Here is a 13,082-nt window from a genome sequence, read left to right as displayed (position 1 = left end):
AGTGCCGCATAATAACGGTATGCTGTGATAGTGAAAGCCACCCAATGTTCGGGTACTTTCACCTTACCAACAGAATTTGTTTCTATTTCAAGGGGGAGTTTTTATGCAAAGTGAGGAGAGAGTATTTGAGATGTTCCTGCGTCAGTATCGCGAGATCTTTTTCGTCTTAACTAACGCGGCGGAACAGATTACGGGGCAATACTCATTAAGTTTTGAACAATACCTGTTGCTCAAGCAGATTCACGAGCAACGAAACATTACGTTAAGCGAATTAGCGGATGACACCCGCACCACCCGTTCCGCAGCAGCGCGGAAATTACGGGCACTCTTACTCGACGGCTACGTTGAACAAGAAGCTAAGATGGACGACCGGCGAGTCAAGTACCTGCGGCTAACCCCTAAGGGGGAACACGTTGAAGACGATATCCATCAAGTCTTCTTACAAAGTGCTAAGACTTGGAACTAGATTCCTAGCGACTTATCAGACGAGACCATCAACGATTTCTTCACCCGCTATCAAAACAATCTAGCGGTCTGGGATCGTAACCGGCCGAAGTTCCACCGGCCAGTCTTACGGGAACGGCACCAAGCTTCTCAAGACTAACGCGACGTTTACCAATCAACGGAATCCTCAATTCAACTGGGGATCCCGTTTTTTATACCGTTCCCATCGCCTTACCGGGCGACCAACCGAGGCCAGAACGCCGTGGGTATCCAACCATAACCGTTTGCTCAAGCGAAAAACCCCTGTTTTATGAGATTTTAATGATAAAAAAATTCCCTTTTCACCTAAAAAGGGTTAACCTGTGACTAACATCGTTTTTATAAGGAGGAATTTTCCTATGCGTTTCAATCACTTTGCCAACAACGTGACCGCTAGTCACGCTGATTTCCCCGTTGACGACAGCCAGTTGAACCAAGACCTTTACGCTGCCGTTAACGGTAAATGGGAAGAACAAGCCACCATCCCTGGTGACCATTCATCGACCGGTGGCTTCATGGACCTAGTCGACGGCATCGAAAAGACTCTGATGCATGATTTTGCCGACCTCTTAGCCGGGAATCTCAAGCCCGACAACGCCGAAATGGGCGAGTTCAAGAAATTCTACGCCATGAGTCGTGATTTCACCAAACGGGACGCTGACGGTGCGACTCCCCTGAAACCATTCTTAACCAAGATTGAAAACTTAAAGAGCTTCGCGGACCTCAACGCCCAGTTAGCCGACTGGTACCGGGCCGGCTTACCGGCGCCCATCCAAATCGGCATTAATCCCGACATGAAGGACACCAGCAAGTACGCTCTGTACGTCGACGCTCCCAGCCTGATTCTTCCGGACAAGACCTACTACGCTAAGGACAACCCAGCGGCTAAGCAATTACTGCCCGTCTACACTCAGATGGCCACGAAACTCCTGACCATGGTCGGCTATGACCAGGACGCGGCGGCTAAGATGGTCGAACAGACCAAGCAGTTCGATGCGTTGATTGCCCCCCACGTCAAGTCCTCCGAAGAAGCTGCGGACTACGTGAAGATGTACAACCCGCGGCCACTGGCTACCGTGGATGCGGCGACTGACAAGCTCGACCTGACCGCCGCCTTAAAGGACTTGATCCACGACGCGCCCGAAACGGTCATCTTGCCACAACCAACCTACTTCGACGCCGTGGGTGACCTCTTAGCTGAAGCCAACTTCCCACTAGTCAAGAGCTGGATGCTGGTCAAGACCGTCATCGCCGCTAGCGGTGTCTTATCCGAAGACTTCCGGCAAGTCGGTGGGACTTACGGTCGGGCGTTGTCCGGGCAAAAGGAAGCCCGTTCACAGGCCAAGTCCGCTTACCGGTTAGCCACGACCTACTTCGACCAAGTCGTCGGCGATTACTACGGCCGGCGCTACTTCGGGGAAGCGGCTAAGGCCGACGTCCGCGAAATGGTTCTTAAAATGGCCGGCGTCTACCAAAACCGGTTGAAGAACAACGACTGGCTCAGCGCTGAAACCCGGCGGAAGGCCATCGTCAAGTTGCAGAAACTGACCATCAAGGTCGGCTACCCCGACAAGATCGACCCGCTCTACGCGAAGTACACGGTCGACACCGATGCCTCTCTGTTCGCCAACACGCAACGCTTCGACGAGCTGGCCATCGCGGATAACTTCAGTCACTGGGGGAAACCCGTCGACCGTAAGCGTTGGGACATGAGTGCCAACACGGTCAACGCGTACTACTCCCCATCTAACAACGAAATCGTCTTCCCGGCTGCCATCTTACAAGCACCGTTCTACAGCTTGAAGCAAACCAGCAGCCAGAACTACGGGGGCATCGGCGCCGTAATGGCCCACGAGATCTCCCACGCCTTTGACAATAACGGGGCGCAATTCGACGAGTTCGGGAACCTGAACAATTGGTGGACCGACGCTGATTTAGCCCACTTCAAGGACCTCTCCAAGGCCATGATCGCCGAATTCGACGGCATTCCGTTTGCGGGTCAGAAAGTCAACGGTAAGCTGACCGTCTCCGAAAACATCGCCGATGCCGGGGGCTTGAGCTGTGCCCTCGAAGCCGCCAAATCCGCGGACGTAATCAACCTGCGGGAATTCTTCGTCAACTGGGCCCAAATCTGGCGGATGAAGTCCACGACCGAATACATGCAACTCCTGTTGTCGATCGACGTCCACGCACCTAACCGTTTGCGGGCCAACGTGCAGGTCAAGAACCTGGACGACTTCTACAGCACCTTCAACGTTCAACCCGGCGATGGGATGTACCTCGCACCGGAAAAACGGGTGAAGATCTGGTAATTTGCTAAAGAGGGGTTAAGCGGAGCTGGCTGCCTTTGGTCGCCCGTTTCAGCACCGTAGCGTTATCGTTAAGAATATCAGGAGCCTGGGCGCTTTGTCCCAAGCTCCTTTTTTCTACCCCCGAGGCTCTCTCCCCCTCCAGAAGCGGCTCACAACGTGTCTCCGGGCAATGCTTTTCTCCCGGGGTAGTTCACCACAAAAAGGCGTCAATGACCGGTCACGGCCATTGACGCCTTTTTAACGTTACGTTACTTAGTTGTTTTTGCCGAAGCTGGAGTCGCCTGCGTACTTTCCCGGAGGATCAACTCCGTGCCGACCGTCACCCGCTGGGGCGTAGTCCGACCGGTCTGCAACCGATTCTCAATCAGATCGACCGCCGTTGAGCCTAGAAGTTCCGTGTTGACGTGCACGGTACTCAACTCGGGGAAGACGTACTTGGCAATCGTGGTATCGTTGAATCCAATCAGGCTGACCTGTTCGGGAACCTGAATCTGGGCCTCCCGAAGCGCCTTTAACGCGCCCGCCGCCATGGGGTCGTTGGTCACGAAGAAGGCCTGCGGTAACTGGTCCCCCAGCTGGTCGATAGCCCGCTTCATCTGCTGGTACCCCGACTGGTTGGTGTAGTCCCCTGCAAAGACCAGGTCCGGGTCATAAGCATCCCGGGCCTGCATGGCCTGCCGAAAGGCCTTCAACCGCGGATCGACCACCTCCAATTGCTTATCGGTAGTCCATTCCGTCCCGTGTAACAGGCCAATCCGGTGCTGGCCCTGTTGCCAGAAGAAGTCCACCACCTGTCTGACGGCGAACTCGAAGTCCGTCACGACACTATCGTAGCCGTGACAGAGTTGGTCGTGGTCCACAAAGACCAAGTTCGGCGTTAACCGGGCTAAATCCGCGACCTGCTGCGGGCTAAACTTCCCAATCGCAATGATCGCATCGACATCCGGGTCGATGGCCGACAAGTCGTTTTGGAACGTCCGCATGGTCAAGAAGTGGCGCTGTTCGCCCCGCTTCTCAAGGCCCAAGCGAATGGACATGTAATACAGGTCGTCTAATTCCTTGGTCTGGGAATACCACTGAACAATGGCAATCTTCAACTGCTTGTCAGGCATTGTCGGGCGCCGCTTCAACTTGGTGTAGTTCAAGTTCTCGGCGACTTCAAAAATCTGCTTTCGTGTGTGCTCACTGACCGATAGCGTCCGGTCGTAATTCAAGACCCGCGAGACGGTGGCCAACGAGACACCTACGCTCTGGGCAATGTCTTTCAAAGTTGCTGCCATCATTCTCATCTCCTCTTATCCTTGGGTTCTGGTTAAACGAGCCGGCTTAAGAACCGGTCCAACGCCGCTTGACCCTGCGCATCCCGCTTGAAGACCCCCGCGTCGGCTAAGACCCGAGCGAAGACGTCCCCAATCGCTTGATGCAAAATGGTCGTCACGTTGTCCGGCGTGATCTGGTGGGTTTGTTTCAGCTGGTCCGCCCAGTCCCGGTGCATCTCTGCCATTTGATTAGGTTGATCCACCAAGTACTTGGTCACTTCCGCCATTTCCGCCTTTAACCGTGCCGGCAAGATGGCCCGTCCCATGACTTCGATCAACCCGATATTTTCCTTCTTAATATGTTGAACGTCTTGGTGCGGGTGGAAAATGCCGTCTGGATACTGGTCCGAGGTCTGGTTATCCCGTAAGACCAGGTCCAACACGAAGTCCTTCCCGTCACGGTAGGCAATCGGCGTGATGGTGTGGTGGCGCGTCCCGTCCGTATAGGCCCGTACGTCCACGCTTTCATCAGAATAGTCGACCCAGTGGGCCATGATCTTCACAGCCGCGTTGACCAAGTTCTCTGGCTTGGCCCCCCGCAACCGCAGATCCGTCATCGGCCACTGAACCACGCCCGCCGTAACGCCAGGAACGTCTAGGTCGAATTCCCGGTCCAACGGCGCCTGCATCATCGGGAAGGTGTGCTTACCGCCCTGATAGTGGTCGTGACTGAGCATCGAGCCCCCCACGATGGGCAGGTCCGCGTTGCTGCCGACAAAGTAGGTCGGGAACTGACGCACGATTTCCAGCAAGTTGGTAAAGGCGTGTTGGTCGATCTTCATTGGCCGGTGTTCCTGGGACAAGAAGATGGCGTGCTCCGTAAAGTAGGCGTACGGCGAGTATTGGAAGCCCCAAGTCTCACCACCCAGGGTCAACCGTACGATGCGGTGATTGCTCCGGGCAGGGTACCCTAACCGCCCCAAGTACCCTTCGTTAGTCATGCAGAGTTGGTCCAACGGGTAACCCGTCTTAGGTTGGTTCCGGGCTGCCGCAATCGCCTTAGGATCCTTTTCGGGCTTGGATAAGTTGATGGTGATTTCCAGCTTACCAGCTGCCGTCTGGGCGTCAAACACCACGTTGCGCGCAATGTTGCGCGTCTTAATGTAATTGTTCGCCCGACTCAACTGGTAGAACCAGTCGGTCGCGGCACTGGGACTGATCTGATACCGGTCCCAGAAGCCACGGTTCAACGCTGACGGTAGCGGCGTCATCAGGTCCATTAACTGGGCCTCCAAGATTTCACGCTCACTGGGCGTGTCGTTAATCTTGTGATGGTCGATCGCCGTGGCCACTAAAGCGTTGACCAGATCAATCGGGTCCTCCCCCGTTGCTTGCTGGGTCGCGCCGTCACCAATCAACGCGTAAATCCGGTTCTCAACGTACTGCCGGTCCAAAGCGGTGTACGGCGATGGTGACGTCACGATTGCTGCTAAGAACTTGTGCAAGGTATCCGGTGTCATTACTTGGTCGCCTGCCGATCATTGTAGCCTTCTGGGTGCGTCTGCTTCCAGTTCCAAGCCGTGGCGATGATGTCTTCCACGTTGTCGAACTGTGGCTTCCAGTTCAAGACCTTGCGGGCCTTATCACTGGCTGCAATCAACGTACTTGGGTCACCCGCCCGGCGGGGAGCCATCTTGGCTGGAATTGGCTTACCCGTGACTTTCCGGGCTGCTTCCAGCATTTCCTTGTTGGAGAAGCCTGTCGAGGACCCTAAGTTGAAGGCGTCACTGTCATGACCCGCCTTCAGGTATTCGAGCGCTAAGATGTGCGCATCCGCTAAGTCGACCACGTGAACGTAGTCCCGGACGTTGGTCCCGTCCTTGGTTGGGTAATCGTCACCAAAGATGGACAACTCATCCCGTTCACCAGCAGCGACTTGTAAAATGATGGGAACCAGGTGGGTCTCAGGATGGTGGTCTTCACCAATGCTGCCATCTGGCTTGGCCCCAGCCACGTTGAAGTACCGCAGTGCGATGAACTTGATGCCGTAAGCCAGGTCCGCCCAGTGCATGATCTTTTCCATCATTAACTTGCTTTCGCCATAAGGGTTGGTTGGAATCTGGGGGTCCGTTTCCTTAATCGGAATCTGCTTGGGTTCACCATAGGTTGCCGCCGTCGAGGAGAAGACGATCTTCTTGACGTTATGCTGATTCATGACTTCCAGCAAGGACACCATGCCCGCCGTGTTGTTATCGAAGTACTTCAACGGCTTTTCCATGGATTCAGGAACCACAGAGAAGGCGGCAAAGTGAATCACCCCTTCGATATCCTCTTGGTCAAAGACCCGGTTCAGGAAGTCTTGATCCCGAACGTCGCCTTGATAGAACCGTGCCTTAGGGTTCACGGCTGCACGGTGACCCGTGACTAAGTTATCCACGACAGCCACGTCGTAGCCCTTTGCAATCAACCGATCAACGGCGTGAGAACCAATGTAACCAGCGCCACCTAAAACTAAAACTGCCATAATCCAATTCCTCCTCTTATTCTGCGAAACATTTTCATTGACCGTCCAGGATCAGCGACCTAACGCGCACCCGGACGATAATTTTACTTGGTTAATTCCCGTGGACCATCGTCTAAGTGGGCAATGTAGAATTCTGCGGGATGGCCGATAGTGTCTTGGTAGACCTGACCAACGGCTTGTTCGAAGGCATCCACGTTGGCTTCCTTCACAATGGCGATGGCACAGCCACCGAAGCCGGCTCCCGTCATCCGAGCACCCAACACACCAGGCTGTTGCCAAGCGGTCTCAACCAACGTATCCAGTTCCTTCCCGGTTACGGCAAAGTCGTAATGGAGCGAAACGTGGGAGGCGTTGATCAACTTCCCGAAGGTGACCAGGTCGTTATCTTGTAAGGCCTGGTAAGCCTTCAGCGTCCGTTGGTTCTCAATCACCGCGTGTCGAGCGCGCTTGATCAACACGTCATCGTTGATCAGGTAGCTGTTCTGGTCGAATTGGTCTTGGTCCAAATCACCCAAGGTCTGAATGTCTAACTTGGTCTGCAACCGCCGCAAGGCTTCTTCACATTGTGACCGCCGCTCGTTATACTTCGAGTCCGTGAGTTCTCGCCGCTTCTTGGTGTTCATGATGACCACCACGTAACCGTCCATCTTCACCGGCGCATATTCATACTTTAAGGTGTTAGTGTCCAGGAGAATGGCTTGGTCTTTCTTGCCCATCCCCACGGCGAATTGGTCCATGATCCCGGTATTCAGCCCTAGGTAGTCGTTTTCGACTTGCTGGCCAACTTTAACCAAATCGACCCGAGAAATCGCCATACCGTAAGCCTTCAATAGGATCTCACCCATCAACATCTCGACGGACGCGGAGGACGATAAGCCGGAACCGTCAGGCAAGTTGCCGTGAACGAAGAGGTCAAAGCCTTGGTCGATCTGCTTGCCCTGCTTACCCAATTCGAACAACATCCCTTTAAAGTAGTTGGTCCAGTTGGCGGCTTTGTCAAAGCTAAGATCATCTAACGAAAATTCAATCACGCCGGCTTGGGGCAGGTTGGCGGAATACATCCGCACCGTCCGGTCAGAACGCTTAGTAAAGCCAGCGAACGTCCCCAGGCTGATGGCCGCCGGGAAGACGTGCCCACCGTTGAAGTCGGTATATTCACCGATTAAGTTGATCCGACCGGGCGAAAAGAAAACCCGTTCTGGTTTAGCGTTAAATTGTTGTTGGTATTCAGTAGCAAGGCTCGCAAAGTCCATGACGATTAACTCCTTCTAGTTTTTTAGTAAACTTTTACTGTAGTTTTAGTATACGGCCGGAATAGGCCCCTGTCAATTAAAAATAAACCGTTTTCATTTAAACGCTCTTTTTCAGTTATTCCTTATCGGGTTGTCTCTAACCTTCCCCGGAACGTTCCCAAAACAGCGTGGCCTCCGTTCCATTAAAAAAGTTCCAGGCACTCTGTCCCGGAACTTTTCTTCACTCATTTAGTGGTCGGTCTTAAGTCCGTTAGCCGTAGTGAGCTTGGCCTGAGCAGGCGTCGCCGTTTGTGGCTCGTCCTGGTCGCCAATCACCTGACCAGCCGCCTTAGCCGCCCGCAACTTCTTTTCCAAGTCGTCCACGATCTGGGCGTGGCGCTTTTCGGATAACGAAATCTTCTTGGCGTAAACCACAGCAGCTAAGATAATCAGGATAATCGGAATATAGAACATGAACATCTTGAACTGCAACAAGCCGCCGCTGGTGATGTCACTCGGCTTCGCGTTCCCCGTCATCCCGGATTGTAGGGCCGCCAACATCACGATACCGTTGGCAAATGCTCCGGCTAACTTATCGATCAACGGGCGAACGGCTAGGGTCACGGATTCATTCCGCGTCCCGTTCTTCCATTGTCCGTATTCCACACTGTCGGTGATGGTCATCAACGCTGCCAAGAACACGGATGGGTATGGGAAGAAGAAGATGGCAATCGCCAACAGAACCAGTGGCACGTTAGTCCCGGCGAACAAGAAGAGGAGGTACCCCACTAACATCATGCAGATACCGCCAATGTAGACGCCGCGCCGCTTGATCAGGTTCACTAAGAACGGGAACGAGATCACGGAAACAATCCCCAAAATCGCGGTGATGACCCCCACGATACTGTAGGCCTTAGGTTGACCAATCACGTAACGGAAGTAGTACAGCAACAACGAATTGGTGATGACGTAACCTAACGCAAACATAAAGTAGGATAACCCTAACCACATCAGCTGGTCGTTCTCACCGATGGCTTTAAAGACGTCGCGTAACCGGGTCTTTTCGGTGTTCTCCCGAATCAGGTTCTTCTGCTCGTGCGTCCCGAAGGCTGCGGTGCAGGCCCCTAAGAAGGAAATCAACGCAATGACCGCCGCGAAGCCTAACCAACCGGCCCGGGTCTGTCCGTTCCCCGTGGTCCCAGAAAGCTTCTGGGAGAAGAAGTAAACCAGGGGCATCACCACAATGATGACCCCTTGGGCCCCTAGCGTAGAGCCAAACCGGGCAATTGTCCCGAACTTGGTCCGCGTATTCGAGTCCACACTCAACGCTGGCAACATGGACCACAGCGCGATGTCTTTAAAGGAATAGAAGACATCCAACACGATGAAGATCACCGCAAAGACAATCAGGTAAACCAAATCGTTCTGGTCCGCTAAACCACCTAAGCTGGTAAAGATCAACATCAAGGCCACGGCACTGACCAAGCCACCGCCTAAGAGCCACGGCTTGAACTTGCCCCAGCGGGTCCGGGTGTTGTCCACGACCCCACCGATCATGGGGTCAAAGGCAATTTCGAGAATCCGAATCACCACCAGCATCGCACTGACGGCCCCAATCATGGTCGCCGAATTCGATTTCGAGGTAAAAAGCACACTGGTTACAAAGATAGGAAAATAAGTACTTAATGTTGCGTAGAATGCATCATGACCGAACGCCCCAAACGCATAAGACGCATACTGTTTAATCTGATTCATGGTCCTTGTCACACCTTTCATCTAGTCGTAACGCCCACCGCCAAACGGCTTAATGGTAGCGCCGTTCAATAATCTTGGAGAGTACCTCATTGCGTTTCTGGGTCTTCGCCATATCAAAGCGCGACTCTTCTAGATTGTTAAAATCTTGAGCCAACAGCGTGGCTTCTAAGTATAACGTGAGTTGCCGCTTGATGTACAACTTGTTTTCTTCATCTGGCCGTTGGGCGTTACCACCCAGGACAGCCGCGGCAAAGGCTGCCGGGTCCAACATAATCTTATCGTTTGCCATCTGAAATCCCTCTTCTCAATCAGTTTAATGGGTATCGTTCTGGCTTACTAAATTTTAAGTAAATGTAAGCGCTTTACAAATGCTATTCTAAGAGACTTGTCCCTGAGTTGCAACCTTTTTCATTGTGCAATTGTTTACATAAATTCTTTTGTAAACGGGGTATTGAACCATTGCAACCGGTTGCAATTTAATAGTAAAAACTTTAGTAAATCCATTATTTAGCCATACAAAAAGGGTCATTTCAACTTGAAAATCCGTTGAAATGACCCTTGATTTCGCTTAACTTTCAACTACTCTGACTAGCCAGCGATAACCTTAACCTAGTTGACCGAAGCCACGTAAGCCTTCAGGGCTTGTTCGTACTTCGCCAACCGGGCTTGAGCTGCGTCTGCCGTCTGGTCACTGGTCCCGATGTAGAACTTGACCTTAGGCTCGGTCCCGGAAGGCCGGATGCAGATCCAGGTCTCATCACTGAGCCAGTACTTTAAGACGTTCGACTTAGGCAGGTCGATCGAACTGGTCTGGCCGGCTGCCGTGGTCTTCACACCGGTTGAAAAGTCTTCCACGGCATCAATCTGGGTGCCCGCGAAGTCTTGCGGTGCGTTCTCCCGGAACTCACTCATCAGGTGGGCCATCTGGTCAGCCCCATCGACCCCGTCGAACTGTTCAAAGGTGGTCTTTTCGGCGTAGTAGCCGTAGGTCGCGTACAGTTCCTCGATGCCATCGTACAAGGTCATCCCCCGTTGCTTATAGTCGGCCGCAACTTCCGCCAACAGAACCGTGGATTGGATGGCGTCCTTATCCCGGACGAACGGCTTGATCAGGTAGCCATAGCTTTCTTCGAACCCGAACAGGAAGGTGTGGTCGTGGGTGGTCTCGTATTGGTGAATCTGTTCGGCAATAAACTTGAACCCGGTCAACACGTTCTTCATCTCGACCCCGTAAGCCGCCGCAATCTTGGTGGCCAGTTCGGTCGACACGATGGACTTTACGACCCGTCCATTCGCCGGCAATTGACCCGCTTGCTTCCGGGCCTTCAAGATGTAGGCCAGCAGAATCGAGGCAATCTGGTTCCCGGTCAAGAGTTGGTAATCACCGTTAGGTTGCCGAACCGCAGCCCCTAGTCGATCGGCATCGGGATCGGTCGCGACCAGCAAGTCGGCCCCTTCCTTCTTCCCTAAGGCAATGGCCATATCAAAGGCTTCGGGGAATTCGGGGTTCGGGAAGTCGACCGTAGGGAATTCAGGGTCCGCAATGGCCTGTTCGGGCACCATGGTAAAGTTCTCAAATCCTGCTTTACGCAACGCCCGCTCGCCGATTACTTTCCCGGTTCCGTGTAGCGGCGTGTAGATTAACTTCATGGTCTTCCCCACTTGGTCGATCAACTGGTGGTTGATGGTCACACTGGTGACGTTTTCCAAGTAGGCCTGGTCCACGTTCTCACCGATGATGTGCATGACCTTGGCCGCCCGTAAGTCTTGTTCGTCCGCCACTTTGATGGCAAAGACGTCCTTGGCCGAACGGACGAAGTTGGTAATCATGTCGGAAGCCTTAGGCGGCATCTGCCCCCCATCGGGACCGTAGATCTTGTACCCGTTGTACTGCTTAGGGTTGTGACTGGCCGTGATCATGATCCCCATGGCCGTGTGCAAGTGCCGGACCGCAAACGACAGTTCCGGCGTTGGCCGTAAGTCATCGAAGACGTAGCTAGGAATCTGGTGCGCCCCTAAGACCCGAGCGGCTTCATGGGCGAATTCCGTAGAATGGTATCGGGAGTCGAAGCTGATGGCGACCCCGCGTTGCTTGGTGGCGTCGTCCAACGTATCTAAGTAACGGGCCACGCCTTCAGTCGCTTGCCGAACCGTGTAGACGTTCATTTGGCCGATTCCAGGGCCCATGACGCCCCGCATCCCAGCCGTTCCAAAGCTCATGGGACCGCTAAAGGCCGCCTCTAAGGCCTGGTCATCCCCCGCCATGGCATCTAGTGCCTGCCGAACTTCCGGCAACATCTGGGGTTGTTGTTGCCAAACGGCATAATTTTCTTGCCAACTCATGAATGAATCTCTCCCTTACGTTTAATTTGATTGACGAACATATTGATAACGAATCGTATGCGTCACACTCTGATGGGCGGGTAAGACCACATCGCCAAAGTCGGCGTGGTGAATCGCATCCGGTAACGTCTGGGCCTCCAGCGCTAAGGCGTTGTAGTCCCGCTGGTCAGCGCGTTTAGGATCAGTCGGGTTAGCCGTAAAGACCACCACCGCGTTCCGATCAGAGTAGACCCGCACTTCCCGGTGACCCGTGGTGTCGCCCACCGTTGCAATCGGGGTGGTGGCACTCGGCGTGACCTCAAAGGCGTCATCATATTCTACAATACCATGCTTCTGCAATTTCGCTAAACCTTCTTGAATCGTTTGGGGGGTCTGAAAATCAAACCCGGTTCCGGCCAAAGCCACTTTCTCCCCCGTTGGAATCTTGGCTTGATCCAAGGCCAGCCGGTGGGTACTGTTCAGCTGGAGCCACTGGTCCTTCAGGTCGTGCTGGTCATCCGTGACGTTAAAGTAAGTATGAATCGTGGGATTGAACAACGTCGGCGCATCACTCTTCGCCGTAAAGGTGATGGTCAACTGATTATCGTTGGTCAGCGTATAGGTGATCGTCGTGGCCATGGTCCCGGGATACTTATCCGCCGCTTCGGTGGTGGTGTGGGTCAACTGCACGCTGACTGCCGTTGCGGTCTGTTGCGTGGTGGCCGCCCAGTTCACAAAAGTAAAACCGTGGGGACCCCCGTGGCTAGCGTTCGGCGCCTCATTGGGATCCAAGTGAACCGTCCGCCCATTGAGGTCAAATTGGGCACCGGCGATCCGCCCGGCGACCCGACCCAAGGCTTGGCACAAATAATACGGATTGTGGTCGTAAGCCGCTAAGTCCTGCTCCTGAACGATCAGTTGGTGCCGCTGGCCATCTTCTAAGGCACTAAACTCCTGCAGCGTGGCCCCCCAGGTCAGAATCGCCGCACGCGTCCCCTGGTCATTAGTCAAGACGTACTTGGTCACCGTCTGGTGGTGTAGTTCCCCCGCCACCTCTTGTGTAATTTGCATAACAATGACACCTCCAAATTTAAGAATCCGGTTTCATTGTATAATAATCGCCCCCGAAGTACCATTTTTTCCTTAAATTAACTAAAACTTTTATCACGCGAATTTCCTACCAGCATTTGTCGAT

The 13,082-nt window shown here is 53.6% G+C and carries 10 protein-coding genes; 2 read left to right on the top strand and 8 right to left on the bottom strand.

The window, feature by feature from the left end; genetic code table 11:
• The first annotated feature begins 103 nt into the window (after nt 1-103).
• Together RIN67_RS03415 and RIN67_RS03410 are read left to right on the top strand one after the other, a co-directional pair.
• Nucleotides 104-466, top strand: coding sequence for a MarR family transcriptional regulator (locus RIN67_RS03415; RefSeq protein ID WP_264999443.1), 363 nt, complete (start codon nt 104-106; stop codon nt 464-466).
• A 376-nt stretch (nt 467-842) separates the two neighbouring features.
• The gene (locus tag RIN67_RS03410; RefSeq protein ID WP_264999444.1) at nt 843-2,795 is read left to right on the top strand and encodes a M13 family metallopeptidase; all 1,953 of its coding nucleotides are present in this window, start codon (nt 843-845) and stop codon (nt 2,793-2,795) included.
• A 248-nt stretch (nt 2,796-3,043) separates the two neighbouring features.
• Here RIN67_RS03410 and RIN67_RS03405 read toward each other — a convergent pair whose 3' ends face one another.
• The 8 genes from RIN67_RS03405 to RIN67_RS03370 form a co-directional block, all read right to left on the bottom strand.
• Nucleotides 3,044-4,075 carry a LacI family DNA-binding transcriptional regulator gene (locus RIN67_RS03405; RefSeq protein WP_056944961.1) on the bottom strand — a complete coding sequence of 344 codons (1,032 nt, stop codon included), beginning with the start codon at nt 4,073-4,075 and terminating at the stop codon, nt 3,044-3,046.
• A 32-nt stretch (nt 4,076-4,107) separates the two neighbouring features.
• Nucleotides 4,108-5,574 carry a UDP-glucose--hexose-1-phosphate uridylyltransferase gene (locus RIN67_RS03400; RefSeq protein ID WP_264999445.1) on the bottom strand — a complete coding sequence of 489 codons (1,467 nt, stop codon included), beginning with the start codon at nt 5,572-5,574 and terminating at the stop codon, nt 4,108-4,110.
• Nucleotides 5,574-6,578 (bottom strand): UDP-glucose 4-epimerase GalE, encoded by a 1,005-nt coding sequence (gene galE / locus RIN67_RS03395; protein WP_024746672.1) that lies wholly within the window; start codon nt 6,576-6,578, stop codon nt 5,574-5,576. Before galE ends, RIN67_RS03400 begins: the two co-directional genes overlap by 1 nt.
• An 83-nt stretch (nt 6,579-6,661) precedes the next feature.
• Complete coding sequence (locus tag RIN67_RS03390) at nt 6,662-7,831, bottom strand: galactokinase (protein ID WP_024746671.1); 1,170 nt, start codon at nt 7,829-7,831, stop codon at nt 6,662-6,664.
• A gap of 228 nt (nt 7,832-8,059) precedes the next feature.
• Nucleotides 8,060-9,565 (bottom strand): glycoside-pentoside-hexuronide (GPH):cation symporter, encoded by a 1,506-nt coding sequence (locus RIN67_RS03385; protein WP_264999446.1) that lies wholly within the window; start codon nt 9,563-9,565, stop codon nt 8,060-8,062.
• A gap of 49 nt (nt 9,566-9,614) precedes the next feature.
• Nucleotides 9,615-9,854: a hypothetical protein gene (locus RIN67_RS03380; protein ID WP_024746669.1), complete on the bottom strand. Its 240-nt coding sequence runs from the start codon at nt 9,852-9,854 to the stop codon at nt 9,615-9,617.
• Nucleotides 9,855-10,174: 320 nt separating this feature from the next.
• The gene (locus RIN67_RS03375; protein WP_264999447.1) at nt 10,175-11,908 is read right to left on the bottom strand and encodes a phospho-sugar mutase; all 1,734 of its coding nucleotides are present in this window, start codon (nt 11,906-11,908) and stop codon (nt 10,175-10,177) included.
• 21 nt (nt 11,909-11,929) lie between these two features.
• Entirely contained in the window at nt 11,930-12,958 is a 1,029-nt protein-coding gene (locus RIN67_RS03370; protein WP_313826022.1) for an aldose epimerase family protein, read from the bottom strand.
• Nucleotides 12,959-13,082: the final 124 nt, after the last annotated feature.

Source organism: Levilactobacillus namurensis, assembly GCF_032197885.1.
GTDB classification, from domain to species: Bacteria; Bacillota; Bacilli; order Lactobacillales; family Lactobacillaceae; genus Levilactobacillus; species Levilactobacillus namurensis_A.
The sequence above is the reverse complement of the archived record's forward strand: the minus strand, read 5'-3'. Positions and strand labels throughout refer to the sequence as shown.

Bases quoted from the DNA above. Each gene is read 5' to 3' on its own strand.
- RIN67_RS03415 (WP_264999443.1), top strand. From the start codon at position 104: ATGCAAAGTGAGGAGAGAGTATTTGAGATGTTCCTGCGTCAGTATCGC.
- RIN67_RS03410 (WP_264999444.1), top strand. From the start codon at position 843: ATGCGTTTCAATCACTTTGCCAACAACGTGACCGCTAGTCACGCTGAT.
- RIN67_RS03405 (WP_056944961.1), bottom strand. From the start codon at position 4,075: ATGGCAGCAACTTTGAAAGACATTGCCCAGAGCGTAGGTGTCTCGTTG.
- RIN67_RS03400 (WP_264999445.1), bottom strand. From the start codon at position 5,574: ATGACACCGGATACCTTGCACAAGTTCTTAGCAGCAATCGTGACGTCA.
- galE (WP_024746672.1), bottom strand. From the start codon at position 6,578: ATGGCAGTTTTAGTTTTAGGTGGCGCTGGTTACATTGGTTCTCACGCC.
- RIN67_RS03390 (WP_024746671.1), bottom strand. From the start codon at position 7,831: ATGGACTTTGCGAGCCTTGCTACTGAATACCAACAACAATTTAACGCT.
- RIN67_RS03385 (WP_264999446.1), bottom strand. From the start codon at position 9,565: ATGAATCAGATTAAACAGTATGCGTCTTATGCGTTTGGGGCGTTCGGT.
- RIN67_RS03380 (WP_024746669.1), bottom strand. From the start codon at position 9,854: ATGGCAAACGATAAGATTATGTTGGACCCGGCAGCCTTTGCCGCGGCT.
- RIN67_RS03375 (WP_264999447.1), bottom strand. From the start codon at position 11,908: ATGAGTTGGCAAGAAAATTATGCCGTTTGGCAACAACAACCCCAGATG.
- RIN67_RS03370 (WP_313826022.1), bottom strand. From the start codon at position 12,958: ATGCAAATTACACAAGAGGTGGCGGGGGAACTACACCACCAGACGGTG.